At 62.3% G+C, this 18,015-nt stretch carries 17 protein-coding genes; 5 read left to right on the top strand and 12 right to left on the bottom strand.

Annotated features, from left to right (window positions below; all coding sequences use genetic code 11):
• Window positions 1-180: 180 nt before the first annotated feature.
• The 3 genes from FH08_RS0124905 (at window position 181) to FH08_RS0124890 (ending at window position 3,671) form a co-directional block, all read left to right on the top strand.
• Window positions 181-774, top strand: a complete 594-nt coding sequence (locus tag FH08_RS0124905) for a hypothetical protein (RefSeq protein ID WP_031360967.1) — start codon at window positions 181-183, stop codon at window positions 772-774.
• Between the two features lie 815 nt (window positions 775-1,589).
• Complete coding sequence (locus FH08_RS0124895) at window positions 1,590-1,847, top strand: hypothetical protein (protein WP_031360966.1); 258 nt, start codon at window positions 1,590-1,592, stop codon at window positions 1,845-1,847.
• A gap of 240 nt (window positions 1,848-2,087) precedes the next feature.
• Window positions 2,088-3,671 (top strand): efflux transporter outer membrane subunit, encoded by a 1,584-nt coding sequence (locus tag FH08_RS0124890; RefSeq protein ID WP_051888488.1) that lies wholly within the window; start codon window positions 2,088-2,090, stop codon window positions 3,669-3,671.
• A gap of 127 nt (window positions 3,672-3,798) precedes the next feature.
• On the opposite strand, the gene FH08_RS0124885 is transcribed toward FH08_RS0124890, so the two are convergent.
• The 12 genes from FH08_RS0124885 to gspD all read right to left on the bottom strand — a co-directional run bounded on the left by FH08_RS0124885 (window position 3,799) and on the right by gspD (window position 15,515).
• Complete coding sequence (locus FH08_RS0124885) at window positions 3,799-4,590, bottom strand: type II secretion system protein N (RefSeq protein ID WP_031360964.1); 792 nt, start codon at window positions 4,588-4,590, stop codon at window positions 3,799-3,801.
• A complete protein-coding gene (gspM, locus tag FH08_RS0124880; RefSeq protein WP_031360963.1) occupies window positions 4,587-5,090 on the bottom strand; it encodes a type II secretion system protein GspM in 504 nt (167 codons plus the stop codon). Before gspM ends, FH08_RS0124885 begins: the two co-directional genes overlap by 4 nt.
• Window positions 5,087-6,388 (bottom strand): type II secretion system protein GspL, encoded by a 1,302-nt coding sequence (gene gspL / locus FH08_RS0124875; protein WP_031360962.1) that lies wholly within the window; start codon window positions 6,386-6,388, stop codon window positions 5,087-5,089. The genes gspM and gspL overlap by 4 nt, the downstream gene beginning before the upstream one ends.
• Before the next feature lie 103 nt (window positions 6,389-6,491).
• Entirely contained in the window at window positions 6,492-7,631 is a 1,140-nt protein-coding gene (gene gspK, locus FH08_RS0124870) for a type II secretion system minor pseudopilin GspK (protein WP_031360961.1), read from the bottom strand.
• A 2-nt stretch (window positions 7,632-7,633) separates the two neighbouring features.
• Window positions 7,634-8,323, bottom strand: a complete 690-nt coding sequence (locus FH08_RS0124865) for a PulJ/GspJ family protein (protein ID WP_031360960.1) — start codon at window positions 8,321-8,323, stop codon at window positions 7,634-7,636.
• Complete coding sequence (gene gspI / locus FH08_RS0124860; RefSeq protein WP_051888487.1) at window positions 8,301-8,729, bottom strand: type II secretion system minor pseudopilin GspI; 429 nt, start codon at window positions 8,727-8,729, stop codon at window positions 8,301-8,303. The genes FH08_RS0124865 and gspI overlap by 23 nt, the downstream gene beginning before the upstream one ends.
• Window positions 8,729-9,241, bottom strand: a complete 513-nt coding sequence (locus tag FH08_RS0124855; protein WP_051888486.1) for a GspH/FimT family pseudopilin — start codon at window positions 9,239-9,241, stop codon at window positions 8,729-8,731. The genes gspI and FH08_RS0124855 overlap by 1 nt, the downstream gene beginning before the upstream one ends.
• Before the next feature lie 43 nt (window positions 9,242-9,284).
• A complete protein-coding gene (gene gspG, locus FH08_RS0124850; RefSeq protein WP_031360957.1) occupies window positions 9,285-9,770 on the bottom strand; it encodes a type II secretion system major pseudopilin GspG in 486 nt (161 codons plus the stop codon).
• 201 nt (window positions 9,771-9,971) lie between these two features.
• Window positions 9,972-10,382: a general secretion pathway protein GspC gene (locus tag FH08_RS0124845; RefSeq protein WP_031360956.1), complete on the bottom strand. Its 411-nt coding sequence runs from the start codon at window positions 10,380-10,382 to the stop codon at window positions 9,972-9,974.
• A gap of 13 nt (window positions 10,383-10,395) precedes the next feature.
• A complete protein-coding gene (gspF, locus tag FH08_RS0124840; RefSeq protein ID WP_031360955.1) occupies window positions 10,396-11,613 on the bottom strand; it encodes a type II secretion system inner membrane protein GspF in 1,218 nt (405 codons plus the stop codon).
• A 6-nt stretch (window positions 11,614-11,619) separates the two neighbouring features.
• Window positions 11,620-13,107 (bottom strand): type II secretion system ATPase GspE, encoded by a 1,488-nt coding sequence (gene gspE, locus FH08_RS0124835; RefSeq protein WP_031360954.1) that lies wholly within the window; start codon window positions 13,105-13,107, stop codon window positions 11,620-11,622.
• A complete protein-coding gene (gene gspD, locus FH08_RS0124830) occupies window positions 13,104-15,515 on the bottom strand; it encodes a type II secretion system secretin GspD (protein ID WP_035567087.1) in 2,412 nt (803 codons plus the stop codon). The genes gspE and gspD overlap by 4 nt, the downstream gene beginning before the upstream one ends.
• Window positions 15,516-16,172: 657 nt before the next feature.
• On the opposite strand from gspD, the gene FH08_RS0124825 reads away from it, so the two are divergent.
• Together FH08_RS0124825 and FH08_RS0124815 are read left to right on the top strand one after the other, a co-directional pair.
• The gene (locus FH08_RS0124825; RefSeq protein ID WP_152602916.1) at window positions 16,173-16,619 is read left to right on the top strand and encodes a lytic transglycosylase domain-containing protein; all 447 of its coding nucleotides are present in this window, start codon (window positions 16,173-16,175) and stop codon (window positions 16,617-16,619) included.
• Between the two features lie 199 nt (window positions 16,620-16,818).
• On the top strand, window positions 16,819-17,973 hold the full coding sequence (locus tag FH08_RS0124815; RefSeq protein WP_031360951.1) for a GTP-binding protein: 1,155 nt from the start codon (window positions 16,819-16,821) through the stop codon (window positions 17,971-17,973).
• Window positions 17,974-18,015 lie beyond the last annotated feature (42 nt).

Here is an 18,015-nt window from a genome sequence, read left to right as displayed (position 1 = left end):
TTCCTCGCCGCACAGCTTCAGCAGCGGCAACCCTTACTTGTTTTGCAACAGTGCGCAACGCGTGGAAACGCTCGTCCGCGGGTCAGGTCTGAAAATAGCGACGTATCAGCTGAACCAGACCAATCAGCGGCTGGCGGGCACGATCGGCCAGTCTGGACACATACAAGGAGAGGAAGAAAAATGAGAAAGCCTTTGTTGGGCAGCAACAGCGTAGCCAAGTCCGCGGCAATCAGCACGGTGGTAGCAGCGATCACGCTGCTGGCGGGCTGCTCGACGACCGGCCAGATTTCAGGCGAGACCATGGAGCAGGCCACGGCGCCGCTCACCTGCACGAACAAGGCGGAATGCGACGCGTGGTGGGCTCGCGCGCAGGTTTGGGTGAGCAACCATTCCGAATACAAGCTGGAGACGATCACGGATGCGATCATCCAGACCGACGGTCCGTCCGGCGGCAAACGCGCCCTTGCGTACCAGATCACCAAGACGCCCAGCAACGAAGGGACCGCGACGATCGGTTTCGCCGCCCATTGCGACAATATGCTCGGTTGCGAGCCGAACCCGTGGAAGGCCGGCGCGGACTTCAAGCAGTTTGTGCGCGGCAGGCCATCGCAGATGGGCACGCCCGGTGGGGCGACGGCGTCCGGCAACGCGTTGCCACCAGTTTCCCCCGCCCCACCATCGCAGCCGATGCAGCAAAACCTGCCCGTCCAGCCAATGCCGCCAACGCTCCAGAATCAGCCGGGACAATCTGGGCAGAACCTGACGCCGCAATAGGTTTTCCGTGGATTTTGATTGCAGAAGGCCGCGCTCTCGTTGGGAGGCGCGGCCTTCGCTTATGTAATCAGGCAAACGTCGCGTGCGCGGGCAAGACGGCGACAATTGACGAAAATGTGGCGTCTACATACTAATAGCTGCATCGGCAGACTCGTTACTATCAGTTCGATAGCCAAAACCCTTGCATAGGCATTGTTTTAATTCGGCACCGTAATCAGCCGTGACTTCACCTCTTCGGTGTGCTCGCGGTGACTCCGCCGACTCCAAACAGGCGCCGATGTGTCCAATCTAAAGTCTCCAGATTTGCCTTAAACGCTTGCATCGTTTTTCGGCGCCGGCGAATCTCTTCGGATCTGGATCGCTCGCCTGACTCCGGATGAAACGCGGCCTGTCAGATGCGCAACGACCCTCCCGCCCAAGGTGCATTTTTCCCCAAAAGTCCCTGTTCTGGTGGGCTAAAAGCGGTAAGCAGCAGCCTCTACCGCTTCCGGCTAGGGAAATTCACGCGGAGCTCAAAAGCCGCGGGCCGTCCATCAAAGCACGGCCGATCGTAGCGCGCAAAACGAACACGATGAAAGTCCCCGAACCAAAACGACGCGCCGCATCCGCCAGCCAACGCGTACCCATCCGACACAAGCCCCGCGCCCGCGACTGAAAAACAACACTGCAAAAATTTGCTAAGAAACGCATCTTGAAAATAGATTGCATAGTCAATATTATTCTAAGCAACGAGTTACGCGCTAAAGCGCCACCCGAGACCATGTTCTGACCGACTGAAAGCATCGAACCATTCGATGCAAAAATGGATTTACCCGATGAACCGCGCTGCCCAAACCACCCTCCTCCTCGGCCGACGCTTCGGCCACTCGATCAGTGCCACCTTGCTGCACATCCTGCCGCCCAATCTGAGCACATGGAAGCTGGCGCTGTATGTGATCGTGTTCTTGCTGCCGGGTGGCTCGTTTGTCGTACTGGGTGCGGCGTGGTTCGAAAATCGCCGCACGCGCAATGCGGCGGACCCGGCTCCCGCCAAGACTCCACTGCTCTGTCGTCCGAAACACTGCGACGCCTGAGCCCTCGCCGCTGTTCCTGGCGCGTCGTTATGCAAATTACGCAACTCCAGTTTGCGTAACGACCCGTAACCGAACCCACACGGCGGGTAACACCCAGCTACCTTTCAAACCGTTACCCTAACGCCTGCCCGACGCCCGCCCTTCGCGCGCGTTCAGTTACCATTTCGGACCAGTTGTATGAAGCGCTTCACGCCACGTTGTGTCGAAGCGCACGCAACCTCCGACAGGAATCCAGAGCAGATGCCGTTCACCCTAATACCCGTCTTTCCTCGTAAGTCCGCAATCGTCCTGGCCGTAGCCCTGGCACTGACAATGGCCGGTTGCGCCGTCGGTCCGAACTACAAACGCCCCGACACTACTGTTCCCGCATCGTATAAAGAGGCGCCCGAAGGCTGGAAAGTCGCGCAGCCTTCCGACCGGACGGATCGTGGAAATTGGTGGGCGATTTATAACGATCCGCAGTTGAACGACCTCGAAACGCGGCTGAACGCGTCGAACCAGACTATTGCGCAATTCGCGGCGGCTTACCGGCAGTCCCGGGCGCTCGTCTCGGAAGCGCGCGCGGCGTATTTCCCGACCTTGGGGATATCGGGAACGGGCTCGCGGGCACGTTCCTCCAGCCGCTCGACCGGCTCAGTCTCCAGCGGCGGTTCAATCAACAATAGCTACGATCTTTCCCTCGATGCATCGTGGGAACCGGATTTGTGGGGCACCGTCAGCCGGACGGTCGGCGCGCAGCGCGCCGGTGAACAAAGCGCCGCGGCCGATCTCGCCAACGCCCAGCTCTCGGCGCAAGGCTCGCTCGCGCAGACTTACTTCCAGTTGCGTTCGCTGGACGCGCAACAAAAGCTCCTCGACGACACCGTCGCCGCGTATCAGCGCACGCTGCAACTCACGCAGAACCAGTACGCGCAAGGCACGGCCGCCCGCTCGGACGTGATCCAGGCGCAAACGCAATTGCAATCGGCACAAGCGTCGGCTATTGATAACGGTGTCGCCCGCGCGCAATACGAACACGCGATCGCCGTGCTGGTCGGCGAGCCGGCGTCGACGTTCTCCATCGCTTCGTCACCGCTCGACGCCACGCCGCCCGACGTACCGCTGCAACTGCCGTCTGCCATCCTCGAACGGCGGCCCGACATTGCGTCGGCCGAGCGCAAGGCGGCGCAAGCGAACGAGCAGATCGGCGTGGCAATTGCCGCGTTCTTCCCCACGCTGACCTTGTCGGCGAGCGGCGGTTTTCAAAGCTCCATATTTTCGCAATTGCTGACTGCGCCCTCGCGCTTCTGGACGCTTGGGCCGGATCTCGCCGCGACCATTTTCGATGGCGGCTTGCGGGCCGCTCAAACCGAAGCGGCGCGCGCGTCGTATGACTCGGCCGTGGCAACGTACCGGCAGACGGTGCTGACCGCGTTCCAGGATGTCGAGGACAACCTGGCGTCGCAGAGAATTCTCGGAAACGAGGTTGGGATCCAGCAGCAAGCGGTGGCGTCGGCGCAGCAGGCGCTGGCTATCGTGACTAATCAGTACAAGTCGGGCACGGTCGGGTTCATCAACGTGCTCACGGCGCAGACCACGGCGTTCACCGCAGAGCAAAAGCTGGCGAATATCGCCGGGGAACGGATGGTGTCGTCGGTGGGTTTGATCAAGGCACTCGGTGGCGGCTGGGACTCGGCGCAAATGGATCAGGAAACCGGCAGCGCAGCGGCGCCGGTTGCGGTTCCTGCGAGTGGCGTTGCGGTGCAGGAGTCGAGCGCTGCGTTGAATTCCGCGCAAAGTTCGTCGACCGTTGCGGCCACCAACGGCGGTACGGTTAAAGAATAAGACGCGCCGGGGCGAGGATGCCGCGGAGTCCTACTGTCTACACCGGTACGCCACGTCCTTCACGGCTAACGCGGTGGCGGAAGTGGCAGGCAAAGCGCGGCTAACGCGGCCCTTCGGCGCCATATCCTTATCTAACGAAGGTCAGCTCGACGCTATCCGGTCCCGTATGCCGTCCGAGCAGGTTCAACAATCCCGCCAGGTTTTCGCGAGCCTCCGGTGTGGCTGTAGCCACGCCGTTGAACGCGTTCGATGTCTTCGACACCGTCCCTTGTCCACTCAACAGCAACGGCCCTTGAGACGTCGTTGTCAGGTTGATCGTTCCCGCCTGGCCTTCCGCCTGAAACACCACCTTATATGATCCCAGCGGCTTCACGCGCGACACGCTCGACGCCATGTCGCCGAGCGTCACGATCACCTGCCCGTACGTGTTTTGCCCGAGCATCCGCCATTCGGTCCAGGCGAGGCGCACATTGCCCTCCATGTTGAGCGTGTTGAACGGCGCGCCCAGACCCGAGAGCAGGCTCGCCGGCACGGCAATCGCGCCCGGCGAGACGGTCGAACCGGCGAGACTGGCATCGACGAAAACCGGATCCGGCATGGAGTCCGTCTGACGCATCTCCATGCGCACATGGCCGGTGAACAAAGGCCAGAAAGCCGTGCGCCACTCGATCCGTCCCGGCAAGAGCGTCGCGCCGCCGGCAGCGGCCGCACCGCTGCCGGTCGCCAGCATGAGCGTGGCCGAACCCTTCCAGAGGGAACCGGCAGGATCGACGAGATTCACGTGGCCGTCCGTGGACTTCGCGAATTGCGGCACGATCCAGGCCGCCGGCATCATGAAGGCCAGCATCACGACCACCGAGGCTCCCGCCACCACGAACCACGGCCACGCCGCGAGAAGCCGCCGCATGCCGTAGTTCATTGCACCTGGGCCGGTTGCAACGATGCCGTCAGATCCACCTGACCGTCGGGTTTCAGCGCCGTGATATGCGCCTCGCTGACCTGCACCTTGAACTGCTTGCGGACACTGTCCAGCCAAACCGTCCATTCCGGGAACGACGCGTTCTTCAACTGGATCTGCACGCCCGAGCCGACCACCTGGACCTGCGCGGGGGGCATGTTGTTATCGGTGAGGGACTTCGACAGCGCGTCGCGCAACGCGCCTCCGGTCGGCGTGACACCCTGCCCGCCGCCTGCCAGCGAGCGCGCCTCGTTCGCTTGCGCGGTCATCTGCGCGAGCTGGAGCTGCATGCCGGGCAGCGCGCTGCGAAGCCGGGCACGGCCTTCATACGCGGGTGCCCACAACACCAGGTACACGATCGCAATCGCCACCACGAGCCCACCCCACATCAGGATGGTTTTTTCGCGCTGGGTGCGCGCGTTCCAGAACTCGCCCCAAGTGTCGATGAGGGTTTGTTTCATTGGGCGCTCCTGACGGTCCACTTGCCGGTATTGCTGTCGATACCGCCTGCCAGCCCGTTCGTCTCCAACCGTCTCTGCAAGCCGGGATCGACCTTGGTTTCCGGCTTGAAGGTCACCTCCAGCCGCCGCTCGTGGTAATCCAGCCCCGCAATGCCATTCACCGGAATCGGGCCGAGCGAGCGGGCGAGGGCATCGGCGAGAGAGAGGAAATCAGACGGCGACAGTTGCCCCGACACGAGCCGCAAGCGGTCGAGCTGACGCGACATCTGGTCGGGCGCATCCAGCACGACGGTGGTTTTCGGGAACGTGTTGAGGAGCGTTTCGGTCATCTGCGCGTTGATCGCGTCGCGTTGCCGGGCGAGCTGCAGCCATTGAATATTGATGCCGATCATCGATACCACCAGCGCCCCGGCCAGCAGCGCCACCGGCAGCTTCAGGCGCCGCATGGTCGCGCGGTCGAGCCGCCACGGCTGCGCGGCGAACTCGAACTGGCACAGGTCGAAGTGGTTCGTGAGCGCGTTGCGTGCGAGAGTTTCGAACGTCAGTGGCTGCGCGCCGGGAATCGCGGGCCGAGCCGTTGCCAACCGCGGCTCGGCGCCGGGAACGTCGCGCAGGGCGTACAGCGTGGCCGGCTGGGCGCCCGCGAGCGCGCTGAGCGTGGACGTCACGGCATCGGTGGGAATGGCCAGACCTTCTCCCAGCGCCGCGTGCTCGCCGCGTGCAATGGCTATCTCTACACGCGTCGTAGCGCTCTCCGGCGGCCGGAGCGTACCGCCGCCGAGCAAAACCGGAGCGGTTGCCAGCACGTCGCCCAGGATGCCCGCGACGAACGGATTCGGGGTATCGGCGGCGCTTTCATGCAGCGGCAGGCAGCGCATGGCCGGCACGGCCTTCACGTTCCGATGCCCCGCGTTCGCAAACGCCTCGAGCACGAAGCGGAACCAGCCGCGATCGATCACCGCCAGCACGCGCCGGCCGCTCGCGAGCGCGACCGGATCGACAGCGATATGGCACGTCTGCGGATCCTGGATCAACTGGTCCTCGACCACGTTGGGCAACGCCTGGCGCAAGCGCGGCCCTTTCAGCGGCGGCATTTGCGCGGCGGTCAGCAACAGGTCGCGCGCGGCGACGATCAGCACCGTCGCGCTCGCGCGCGGCAGCAGCGAAAGCGCGGCGCGGCCGGAGCGCTGCGTGACGTTGCGCTTGTCGAGCAGCAAAAAGGGCAGCTCCGGCAAATGCCACTCTTCGGAGCGCACCGCCGGATCGCGCGGCGGCAGTAGGACGATCAATGTGCTCAAAGGCCGCTCTCTTGTTTTCTGAATCGAAAGTTATTCACTGTACTGCGACGTCGCAATGAAATTGCCGCAATGGAATTGCCGCGATGAAATCCGTCCAAACGCATCAAAGCTGGTCACGAACATAGACAATACGCGTGCTATGCGTCGCTGGATCGCGATAAAGCAAAGTTGTCCGGTCCACTTCCGCCCGCTCGTGCTGCACGCGGCCGTGGATCAGGAAATACTTGGTGGTCACGTCCATCTGATTCAAATCGATGTTGGCGGTGTTCGCGCCCGCGCCGGTCAGCCCAAGCTCCACGTTGGCGACATCGTGGAAAAACACGGTCTCGCGGCGCGCGACAAACGCCTGCGCCTGCGAAAGCGACATGCCAGGCACCGTCGCCGCAATCACTTCAGCCGTCGCGGTATTCATGTTCACCGACGTCGTGGTCGGCAACACCGTCACGAACGGCCGCAATTTCTCCACGGCTTCCGGCGAAAAACCGGGGACATCGAGCAGCGACTCCACGTTGATCATCTGCAGCGGCGCGACGGGCGTGTCGCTGTCCGCATCGGCGAGGCCGGGGTCATCGGTGAAATTGCCGCCGCCCGTTCCGCCGCCCTGCGCGATCGCGGCCGCCACGGTGGACGGCGTGGTGTTCGCGGCGGCGGTGGTCGATTGCGTCTGGAACCGCGTCGCAGATTGCGCCAGTCCGGCGCGAATCTGCAGCGCGACGTTTTTCGCCAGAGACGCGTCCAGCCCGAGCAGCGTCAACAGCCGCTGGAACGACGCAATCTCCTGCGCATCGATGATCAGCAAGCCGGGCGTAGGCGTGGAGACGAGGTTGCGCAGGTTGAACTTGGCCTGCGCGTCTTCAATTGATCCCGACAGATACGTTGATGCGCCCTGCTGCGCCCGCACATCGCCAATTTGTCCGAGGAAATCCGACAGCCGCGTTTTCGCGATCGGCACACCCCATACGCCGCCGAGATACGTGACGGTCGGCGAGGTATCCGCTTCGGATCGCAGGATCAACCGGGTCCAGTCCAGCGCGCTGCGCGAGATCCATTGCGCCTGTGCGAGCAGCTTCTGGTTCTCGATACGGCGGACCTGCACCTGCTCGCGCCACAACAATCCCGACACGATGATGGCCGACAACGCCACGACCAGCAGCGCACTGATGATCGCGACGCCGCGCTGTTGCACATGCCTGGAAGGCCTCGCAGACCTGATTCCTTTCGCCTGAGCCGATGAAGAACGCATGGTCATTCTCCGATCAGAAACACGCGCGTGATCGGCTGCGCCAGATTGTGCGCGCCGACCGCGATCTGAATGCCCGTCACCGCGCGCGCCAACGGCTCATTGCCGAGCTGCGGCACTTTCAGGTTGTTGTCGTTCAGCGTGATTCGCGCCGCCACGTCGGCCATGCGCATCGTCCAGCCGGATTGGGGCACGTAGGCGCGCGTGGCGAAGGTCGAGACGCCTCCCATCAGCGGTATCGCGGTCCAGCCGTCGGAGTTGTCCGACGCCGATAACGCCCGCCGCACCTCACCCACATTGCCGAGCGTCGGCGACGCAAATCGCACCACCCGGCCATTGTCCGTCAAGCGGTAGCGCACGACCTGCAAGCGCGGCGCCACGCCGGCCGTGTAGACACCGCGCACGATCTGCAGCGCATTCCCGCCGATAGCCACCGCGGCCTGGCCGGCTTCGTCTTCGGTTGCGGCCTGGCGGGCGTCGATGCGCATCTGGTCGAACAATTGCGCCACTACGCGTTCGTCTTCCATCGCGTTGGTGATGGTCGTGCGGCCGCGCATGATCTGGTCGAGGCCACGCCACGACAGCACCGCGATCACCGCGAGGATCGCGATGGCGACCAGCATCTCGATCAGCGTAAAGCCGCGAGCGCCACGAGCGCCACGAACGTCCCGCCTAGAGCGAACGGTTGGTTTCATTCGCCACCACCATGACCATTTGCGCGAGATTGCCGGAGATACCAGGCGACTCCACGACGACTTCCACGCGCCGGAAAATCGGATTCGGCGTGGCCGACACGCGGTCGGTGCAAATCAGCTTGAGATTGCCCTGCGAGCAATCGAACGTCCGCGAACCGATTTCCGGCCACGTATGCGTGAGCCGCAATTGCGCGAGTTCGTTGTCGGCGCTCCACCCGGCCAGGAGCCGCCGATGCAAGTCCGCCTCGCCGGTGGCAAGCGCGCCCACAGCCCGCAGCGACGCCGCCAGCGCCACCGCGATGATCGCCAGCGCGACGAGCACTTCGATCATCGTGAATCCGCGCGAGCGTTCAAGTTTAAGTTTGGATGAAAGGCCGTGACGAGGGCCGGGCGCGAGCGTTGGCATCAGCGCACCTGATAACGGCCGTTGCCGGTGCCGACGATCGTCACGCTGCCCGACGCCGAAACGAGCGTCACTTCCATCGGGGTGTCGATAGCTTCAGTGCCGAACACCACCTGCGCCGCGGACTGATCCGTACCGGCGTACTGGATTGTCACGCCGGTCACGCCGCCTTCCCAGCGGCGCTGGCGCAGCAGGTCGTCGCGTAATGGACGCCAGCCGTCTTCCGTGCGGATAGTGAAGCGAAAACCGCCCTCAATCGGCAGCCACGCAATAGGCCGTGCCCGCACCTGCGCTTCGTCGCCCGCAGATTCGAGCAGGAGCGCGAGACGCTGCGCTTCCTCGTTCAGATCCGTGCGCGGATTGCGCGTGAGCTTCACCGACGCCAGCGACACCAGCAATCCCGCGATCACCAGCACCACCAGCATTTCCAGCAGCGTAAAGCCGGCCTGCGGCCGCACCTTCGCGCGGCGCGGCGCCTCGGGTGCTGGACAGTCCTGCCTGTGCTGCGTGTTCACGTCGATTGGCTTCTGTTAAAGGGGCAAGAAGACGCTAAAGAGCCTATTGCCAGGAGCCGATGTCGGCGTCATTGCCCTCACCGCCCGGTTTGCTGTCCGCGCCATAGCTGAATACGTCCACTTCGCCGTGCACGCCCGGGTTCAGGAATTGATATTCCTTGCCCCACGGGTCGACTGGAACGCGATCCATATAACCGCCGCCTTTCCAGTTGTTCGGGATCGGCTCGGTGGTCGGCTTCTCGACCAGTGCGTGCAGCCCCTGCTCCTGGGTAGGATAGCGGCCGTTATCGAGTCGATAAAGATTCAGCGACTGCATGATCGAGCCAATATCCGCCTTCGCCGCCACCCGTCGCGCCTCGTCCGGACGGCTCATGATCTTGGGCACGATCAACGCGGCGAGAATACCGAGAATCGCGATCACGACCATGATTTCGATCAGCGTGAAACCGCGCTGGCGACGCGCGCCTGGAGTGCCCCGGCTGCCTTGCGCCGTCTGGAGTTCGTAGCGGCGCTTCATCCACATTTGCATGACTTGGTCTTCCTTTCCAATTGATGTCGTTACAGCGCTCAGGCCCGACATGATGTTCGATGCCCGTGCGCCGCCCTCGCTCGACCATTCGTCAGAACAATCAACAGTCGTTGCGGGCAGGCAAGCATTCTATAGCTCCCGCCTGGGCAGATTTCACTTCGTAAGCGTCGCCCCGTCCGATCCGTTTGATCCTGGGCGGCTTCAGCGCACATAAATGGTCGGGCCGGGCGCGTTCGGCGGAAGGAACACTTCGGAGCGTTTGCCCTTTCTATCGATGATGATCGAGCGCGAGCGCACTTCCTGGATCGTCACGCCCGGCGTCAGCGGCCCGCCCAGCGAGATCGCGCGCGCAGGCTCGCCCCCGTAGCTCACGATCGCCGCCGCGCCGTGTTGCAGCGAGAGGATCCCGAACAGGCGCACGTCCTGGTTCTGCTGATGCAACTGGCCGCCGAACAACGTAGCCGCCTGTTCAACCGACGGCGCGCGCCCTGCCGCGGCCGCGGGCAACGGCGCACTCTGATGAGTCGTCAGCGTGATGACCCACCACGTCAGCGTCGCGCAAAAAATGGCGAGCGCGATGAGCGATAGCAGGCGGGTCTGGAATGCATTCATGGGATGGGCTTGTTCACTGCACCAGATTATTCAATTCGATGATCGGCAGCATCACCGCCAGCACGATCACCAGCACGATGCCACCCATCGCAAGGATCAGCAGCGGTTCCAGCAGGCTCGTGAGAAACATCGTGCGGCGTTCGAGTTCGCGCGATTCGCCTTCCGACGCGCGGTCGAGCATGGTGGTGACGTCGCCGGTGGCTTCGCCCGAGCGGATCAGATGCACCAGCACAGGCGGAAACGTCCGGGTGTTGCCGAGCGCCCGCGACAGCGATGTGCCTTCGCGCACACGGATGATCGCGTCATCGACGTTCGCGCTCATCGCCCGGTTGCTCAGCGTTTCGCCCGCAGCCTGCAGCGCGCGGAGGATCGGCACGCCGGCCGCTGTCAGGATCGCGAGCGTGCTGGCGAAACGCACGGTGTTATAGCCACGCACGAGTTTGCCGAGCAGCGGCGCGGTGAGCAGCCAGCGATCGAACGCCATGCGCGGCCCAGGCCGCGCGAGCAGGTTCTTGATGAACCAGCTCAGCAGCGCCACCCCGATGAGCCCGGCCCACCACCAGTTCCGCACGAAGCCGGAGAGCGCCATCATCGCGATGGTGAGGAACGGCAGCGCCTGTTTTGTGCTGGCGAACACGTTCACCACTTGCGGCACCACGTAACTCAGCAGGAACGTGACAATCCCGAACGCGATCAGCGTGACGATCGCGGGATAGGTAAACGCGAGCACGATCTTCTGCTTCAGCGCATTGCGTTGTTCGATGTAGTCCGCGAGCCGCGACAGCACCAGTCCTAGCTTGCCGGTATGTTCCCCGGCGGCCACCAGCGCGCGGTAAATCTCCGGGAAATCGCGCGGATGTTCCGCCAATGCATTCGCGAACGAATGACCGCCGAGCACTTCGCCGCGGATGGCGGCCATCAACTCGCGAACGTAATCGCGCTCCGATTGCTCGGTCAGCACCGAAAGCGTTTCGCCGAGCGGCAGACCCGCTGTCAGCAAGCTGGCGATTTGTCGCGTGAGAATGGCCTGCTCGCGTTGCGACAAGCGTTTCCCCAGCGATAACCGCTGTTTGCGCTCACCCCGCGTGCGAGTAGCCGCCGCTTCGACCACCAGCGGCGTCAGCCCCTGCGTCCTCAGTTGGCTGCGAGCGGCACGGGCGCTGTCGGCATCGAGTACGCCTTTCTGCGACTTGCCCGCCTGATCGATTGCCTCGAAACGAAACGCCGGCATGGATGTTTAATCTCCGCCCGTCACGCGCAGCACCTCTTCCAGCGACGTTGCGCCGGTCGCGAGCCACCGGTTTGCATCTTCGCGCAGCGTGCGCATTCCCTGCGCGCGGCCGGCCGTCAAAATTTCGGCATCCGATGCATTCCGATGAATCAGCGCGCGAATAGAATCGTCGAGCAGCAGCAGTTCGTACACGCCGCGACGTCCCGCATAACCCGTGTTGCCGCACTTATCGCAGCCGACTGCATGCCAATGAATGTGCCCGTCTTCCGAGCGCTCTTCCTTGCACACGGGACACAATTGCCGCACCAGCCGCTGCGCGAGCACGCCGAGCAATGACGACGCCAGCAGATACGGCTCGACGCCCATGTCGGTGAGACGCGTGACAGCCGATGCCGCATCGTTCGTGTGCAGCGTTGCGAGCACGAGGTGACCGGTCAACGATGCCTGCACAGCAATTTGCGCCGTTTCCAGATCGCGGATTTCCCCGATCATGATGATGTCCGGATCCTGCCGCAGGATGGATCGCAACGCGCGCGCGAAGGTCATGCCAATGCGCTCGTTCACCTGCGTCTGACCGATCCCGCCCAGATCGTATTCGATCGGATCTTCCACCGTCATGATGTTGGTGGTGGCGGTTTCGAGCCGCGACATGGCGGCATAAAGAGTGGTTGTCTTGCCGGAACCGGTCGGGCCAGTTACAAGCACGATGCCGTGCGGTCGGCCGATCAGCTTGTCGAAGTGACCCAGCGTGTCGCGGGCCATACCCAGCGTTTCGAGGTTCAGCCGCTGCGCGTCCTTTTCCAGCAGACGCAGGACCGCGCGTTCGCCATGACCGGTCGGCAGCGTGGACACACGCACGTCCACCGGCCGGCCGCCGACGCGCAACGTAATGCGGCCATCCTGCGGCAGCCGCTTTTCCGCAATGTCCAGTTGCGCCATGATCTTGATACGGGAGATCAGCGCGCCATGCAGCGCCTTCTTCGGGCGCACGACGTCGCGCAAGGTGCCATCGACACGAAAGCGCACCACCGAAGACGTCTCGAACGGTTCGATATGAATATCCGACGCCTGTTCGCGCGCTGCCTGTGTCAGCAGCGCATTGATCATGCGGATGATCGGCGCGTCGTCTTCCGATTCGAGCAAATCCTCAATTTCGGGAATGTCCTGCATCAGCCGCGACAGATCGACTTCGCCTTCCACTTCGCCCACGACCTGCGCCGCGCTGCCGTCATTGCGTGAGTACGCCGAATTGATCGCAGCCGAAAGCTCGGCCACCGGCAAACGCACGATGGAAAGCGCGCCAAAGTTGCGAGCGACTTCGGCGAGTGCCGCGTCGCTGGTTTTATCGCTGATCCACACTTCGATGCTGTCCGCGTGCTGATGCGCCACCAGGATCTGTCCGGTCCGCGCGAACGCGTACGGGATCAGCCGTGCCGCGAGCGGCGACGGCGTGCTTGTGGCAATGTTGGCGACGGACGCACTCAGCGTGCTCACGGCTGCACTCCTGTGTTGCTGTTCAGCGGCACGCCCGGCGCCGAGTTATTCGGCACAGCGTAATTGTTCACGTTCGCAGGCTGGCCCTGGTTTTGCCCTTGGCCCTGTACCGGCGGCTGCGCCGTCTGGTACTGCTGCTGGCCCTGGTACTGCCCTTGTTGATCCTGCATCTTCGGTTGCGGTACCTGCGGCAACGTCGCGCTGCCACCCTGCGACGGCGAGCGTGTCATGTTGTTCCAGTCGAACAAGTTCTGCGACGGCACGCCGCCCTGGCTCGGACCGATCGGCGCCGGCGGCAGGACCGGAACGTCCTTATCCTTCTCGATGCGGTTATCGGAGGTCGAGTTGTATTGTTGCTGACGCAGGTTTTCGTAGCGATCGTTGGAGATCTGCGAGCTGGTCGCCTGATCGCGCACGATCACCGGGCGCAGGAACACCATCAGGTTGGTCTTCGTCCGCGTCTTCGCTTCGCTGCGGAACAGCTGGCCAATCCACGGGATATCGCCAAGCAGCGGTACTTTGCTGTTGCTCGTCGAATACTGGTCCTGCATCAAGCCGCCGAGCACGACGATTTCACCATCGTCCGCCAGGATGGTCGACTGGATCGAGCGCGTGTTGATCGTCACGCCGCCGGGATTGTTGGTCGTGGTGGTATCGACGCTGGAGTCTTCCTGATAGAGCTGGAGCTTCAGGATGCCGCCTGTCGTGATCTGCGGTTTCACATGCAGCGTCACGCCCACGTCGCGCCGGTCGAACGTATTGAACGCTGAGACCGACGTGCCGGTATTGGCGGTCGGTGTCGCATACGAACCGGTTACCACCGGCACGTTCTGGCCAACCACGATCTTCGCTTCCTCGTTATCCAGCGTGATGAGGTTAGGCGTGGACAGGATGTTCGCATCCGACGATGTCGACAGCGCCTGGAGCAAACCGCCCAGACCGAAGAAGTTGCCGAACTTGTGCAGCAGGCCGATGTTGAGCCCTTGCGCGAGGATGTTCGTCTGACCTGCAAGCGACGCCGGATTGTTCGCGACCGTGGCGCCGGCTGCCGTCAAATCGACGATGCTCGACGTGCCCGTGCCCAGGTTCGAGTTGCCGTAAATGCCGTTGTTGCCACCTTGAGAAAGCAGCGCCCCCTGCCACTGAATGCCGAGATTCGCGCCCGTCGTTGCGGACAGTTCCACGATCAGCGCTTCGATATAAACCTGCGCACGGCGTGCATCGAGCTGGTCGATCACCGCGCGCAAGTTGCGATATACCGGATCGGACGCGGTAATGATCAGCGAGTTGGTGGCCGTGTCGGCCTGGATCATGCCGTTGCCGGGTGAATCGCTGGAACTGCTGTTGTCGTTGTTGCCGAAGCCAGAGTCCTTGCTCTGGCCGCCGCCCGCCATCGGATTGCTGCCCGACGACGAACTGCTGCTGCCGAGTCCGCTCGGCAGCGGCGGTGTGCCGCTCGTGCCGGTGGACGAACTGGAACCGTTCGAGCCAAACGAACCTGAACCGCTCGAAGACCCGGACCCCGACGACGAAGACGAGCTGTCGCCGCCCTTGCCCATCATCGCGCGCAGGGTTTTGGCGAGGCGCGTTGCGTCAGCGTTGCGCAGGGAGACCACGTGCATGTTGCCCGGCTGGGTGGTAGCCGCGTCGAGCTTGTGCGCAAGCTGCTTGGCGGCTGCGAGCCGTGCGCCGCTGGACGCGCGCAGCATCAGCGAGTTCGTGCGCGGATCGGCGGTGACGGTGACTTTCAGCGTGGCGTCGGTGCTGCCTATCGAGCCCGGATCGAGCAGCTTGTTCAGCTGTTCGGCAACGTCGAGCGCATTCGCGTTCTTCAGCGGCACCACGTCGACCTGCCGCCCCGCCGCTGTGTCGATGCCCGCGATAATGCTCGCGATGCGCCGCACGTTGTCGGCATAGTCGGTGACGACCAGCGTGTTATTCGCCGGATAAGCGGCGATCGTGTTGTTCGGCGAGATCAGCGGACGCAGGACCGGCAACACGTTGTTGGCCGATTCGTTGTGCAGCTCGAACACCTGGGTGATGACCTGATCGCCTCTCGCGGTGGGCGCATTGCCGACAAAGGTCGGCACGCCCTGCAGCTTGGCGTCGGCTTCGGGCACGACTTTGAGCACACCGTGATCTTGCACGAGTGCGAAGCCCTGCATTCTCAATGCCGACTGCAGCGTTTTCAAAGCCTGATCCTCTGGCACCGGATTTTCCGATACGAGATTCAACTGACCTTTGACGCGTGGGTCGACGATGATCGTCTTCCCAGTCGCTGCGCCGATCGCTTTCGCGACCTGATCGATATCCGCATTGACGAAATTCAGTGTCACCTGTGCGTGCGCAATTTGCGTGGTGACGAGACCGGCCACCAGCAAAGCGGTCGCAACACGGCGCAATGCCATACGTTTTCTTCTCATGGAGTGTGATGTCTAGACCTGCTGATCACGTCGGTGCAAGCCGGTCGTGTTGCGTGTCTTTCGACGCTTTTAACACCACGAAGGCTTAAAACAGACGTTTCCAGGGCCGTTGCCCGGGCAATGCCATAACCCAAAAACGTGAACCATAGCAGCTTTTCGTGTCAGGTTTGTCACAAATGTACTAATCCTTGGCCGATGCTCCTTAAATATTTGAGCATCACAAATCTCAAAATAAAACTTCAGATAAAACCCATGCGTCTTGACCCTTACTCAGCCCTTTCCATATAGCGAAGAGGTTGATTTGTCATATTTGTTCGTTTTCGCCCGTACAGTAGAGCAATTTGAGTTTCGTGCCGTTATAAAGGCAGACGCGGCAGATTAGTCTAACTTTCTATTACCTTTCATGTATTGGCGTCACATGGCTTGACTATGTCGGAACGTCAAATTTAAAACGCAATAGTCTGCCGGTATGATACGAGCGCTTCGGCGCGCTGGACGTGCAAAATGCGGGCGGGTTTTCCCGTGTTTACAGAGTCTTACCTAGTTTTGCCGGGTGTTACCCGGTTTTGCTGAGAGTGGCGTCTTTACCGCAGCAGTCTGCGGGTGCAGGGCGCACAGTCGATCAGGTGGTACCCAACAATGATGAAAATTTTTTTGCGACTCTTTGCGATTGGTTTCGGCGCCTTGCTGGCAGCCGCGCCGGCGCACGCCGACTGTTTCGATGAAGCCGCCAAGTATCAAAAGGTCAATCCGCTGATCCTGCGGGCGATCGCGTGGCAGGAGTCGCACAACCAGCCGGACGCAATGAACAAGAACGCGAACGGTTCCATCGACTATGGTCTGATGCAGATCAATTCGGTCCACCTGACGCAGCTCGCGCAGTACGGCATCTCGACCACCACGCTGATGCAGCCGTGCAAGTCGGTCTATATTGCCGCGTGGCATTTGCGCCAGAAGATGAACAAGTATGGCAACACGTGGCAAGCGGTCGGCGCCTATCACTCGGAAACGCCGTCGCTGCGTGATCAGTACTCCAGGCAGATCATCAATATCCTGGGCAAGTGGAAGTTGCTGACGGCATCGCGCTGATTCAGGTTCGCTTCCCTTCGTTTCGTTTTGGTTCGTCCCGCTTCTTCTGTTTTTCATCGCATGGCGCGGCGTTCCAGCCGCGTTTGATGCACAATTCCGCGTTCCAGCTCGCCGATACCTGAGGCGGGTTTTCTTGAAAGCGCCACCGTTTTCAGCGGCCGCTCGCGCGACTACGCGCCCTCTTTCGATGCCAAACGCGATGAATCAGCCCCTGCCCGTTACCGTGCTTGCCGGTTTGCCAGGCGTAGGCAAGACCACGCTGCTCGACCATCTGCTCGCGCATCATGCCGACACGTCCATCGCGGTTGTTCGCGGCCGCATTGACGATCTATCGAGTGAAATCAACAACGCCGCTGCTGAAGGTCGCTTCGACGCGATCGTGGTGGAAGCGTCCGGTACCGACGACCCGCAGGTGATCGCCGAAAGCTTGGTCTTCGATAACGACATCGCGCACCTCGACACGATCGTGACCGTCGTCGACGCGGAAAGCTTTTCGCGCGACTACGCGTCGACGGATGCGCTGAGCGAGCGCGGCTTGGGCAACGACGAACCAAGCGGCGAACAAGACGACCGCACGGTGGTGGAAGTGCTGATCGCGCAGATCGAGTTCTGCGATGTGATCGTGATCAACAAGACGGATCTCGTCGATACCGACACACTCGCCAAACTCCGGCGCATCCTGCATGCGCTCAATCCGCGCGCGGAGCTGATCGATGCCCACCAAGGTGCGGTGCCGGCGAGCGACTTGGTGAACACGGACCGCTTCGACTTCGATGCGACGTCGAGCGCGCCCGGCTGGCTGGCGATGCTGAACGCCGATCCGGATGCGCTGCCGGAGTCTGCCGATTCCGATATCGGTGGTTTTGTATATCGCGCGCGCCGGCCGTTTCATCCCGAACGGCTGTGGGCGCTGGTGCATCAGGAATGGCCTGGCGTATTGCGTTGCAAGGGCTTTTTCTGGCTGGCAACGCGTAGTGATATTGGCGGCTCGTTGTCGCAAGCGGGCGGCGCGTTGCGGCATGGTCCAGCGGGCATGTGGTGGGCGGCGCAGGAGCGCAGCGAATGGCCGACCGGCGATGCGGAGCTGGAAGCTGAAATTGCAGCGGACTGGTACGGCGATGCGGACGATATGGCTATTGGCGACCGGCGGCAGGAACTGGCGATGATCGGAACCGGCCTGGACGAGTCGCATTGGCGCGCGGCTTTCGGCGCGTGTCTTGTCACCGATGAGGAGTGGAAGCAAGCGTCGGAGGGGGGGTTAGCCGACCCGTTTCCGTCGTGGGAGATGGATGAAGATGATCATGACCACGATCACCATGACCACGGCGATGATTGCGATTGCCGAGCCCATTAGGTTTTCGCTCGCGCCGGTGGACGGGGGGGCGGGGTTCAGGGT

This window comes from Caballeronia sordidicola, from assembly GCF_000729995.1.
Classification (GTDB): Bacteria; Pseudomonadota; Gammaproteobacteria; order Burkholderiales; family Burkholderiaceae; genus Caballeronia; species Caballeronia sordidicola_A.
This window is presented reverse-complemented; position numbering and strand designations above follow the sequence as displayed.

Coding starts and splice junctions, on each gene's coding strand:
- FH08_RS0124905 (WP_031360967.1), top strand. CDS start 181: ATGAGAAAGCCTTTGTTGGGCAGCAACAGCGTAGCCAAGTCCGCGGCA.
- FH08_RS0124895 (WP_031360966.1), top strand. CDS start 1,590: ATGAACCGCGCTGCCCAAACCACCCTCCTCCTCGGCCGACGCTTCGGC.
- FH08_RS0124890 (WP_051888488.1), top strand. CDS start 2,088: ATGCCGTTCACCCTAATACCCGTCTTTCCTCGTAAGTCCGCAATCGTC.
- FH08_RS0124885 (WP_031360964.1), bottom strand. CDS start 4,590: ATGAACTACGGCATGCGGCGGCTTCTCGCGGCGTGGCCGTGGTTCGTG.
- gspM (WP_031360963.1), bottom strand. CDS start 5,090: ATGAAACAAACCCTCATCGACACTTGGGGCGAGTTCTGGAACGCGCGC.
- gspK (WP_031360961.1), bottom strand. CDS start 7,631: ATGCGTTCTTCATCGGCTCAGGCGAAAGGAATCAGGTCTGCGAGGCCT.
- FH08_RS0124865 (WP_031360960.1), bottom strand. CDS start 8,323: ATGAAACCAACCGTTCGCTCTAGGCGGGACGTTCGTGGCGCTCGTGGC.
- gspI (WP_051888487.1), bottom strand. CDS start 8,729: ATGCCAACGCTCGCGCCCGGCCCTCGTCACGGCCTTTCATCCAAACTT.
- gspG (WP_031360957.1), bottom strand. CDS start 9,770: ATGCAAATGTGGATGAAGCGCCGCTACGAACTCCAGACGGCGCAAGGC.
- FH08_RS0124845 (WP_031360956.1), bottom strand. CDS start 10,382: ATGAATGCATTCCAGACCCGCCTGCTATCGCTCATCGCGCTCGCCATT.
- gspF (WP_031360955.1), bottom strand. CDS start 11,613: ATGCCGGCGTTTCGTTTCGAGGCAATCGATCAGGCGGGCAAGTCGCAG.
- gspD (WP_035567087.1), bottom strand. CDS start 15,515: ATGGCATTGCGCCGTGTTGCGACCGCTTTGCTGGTGGCCGGTCTCGTC.
- FH08_RS0124825 (WP_152602916.1), top strand. CDS start 16,173: ATGAAAATTTTTTTGCGACTCTTTGCGATTGGTTTCGGCGCCTTGCTG.
- FH08_RS0124815 (WP_031360951.1), top strand. CDS start 16,819: ATGAATCAGCCCCTGCCCGTTACCGTGCTTGCCGGTTTGCCAGGCGTA.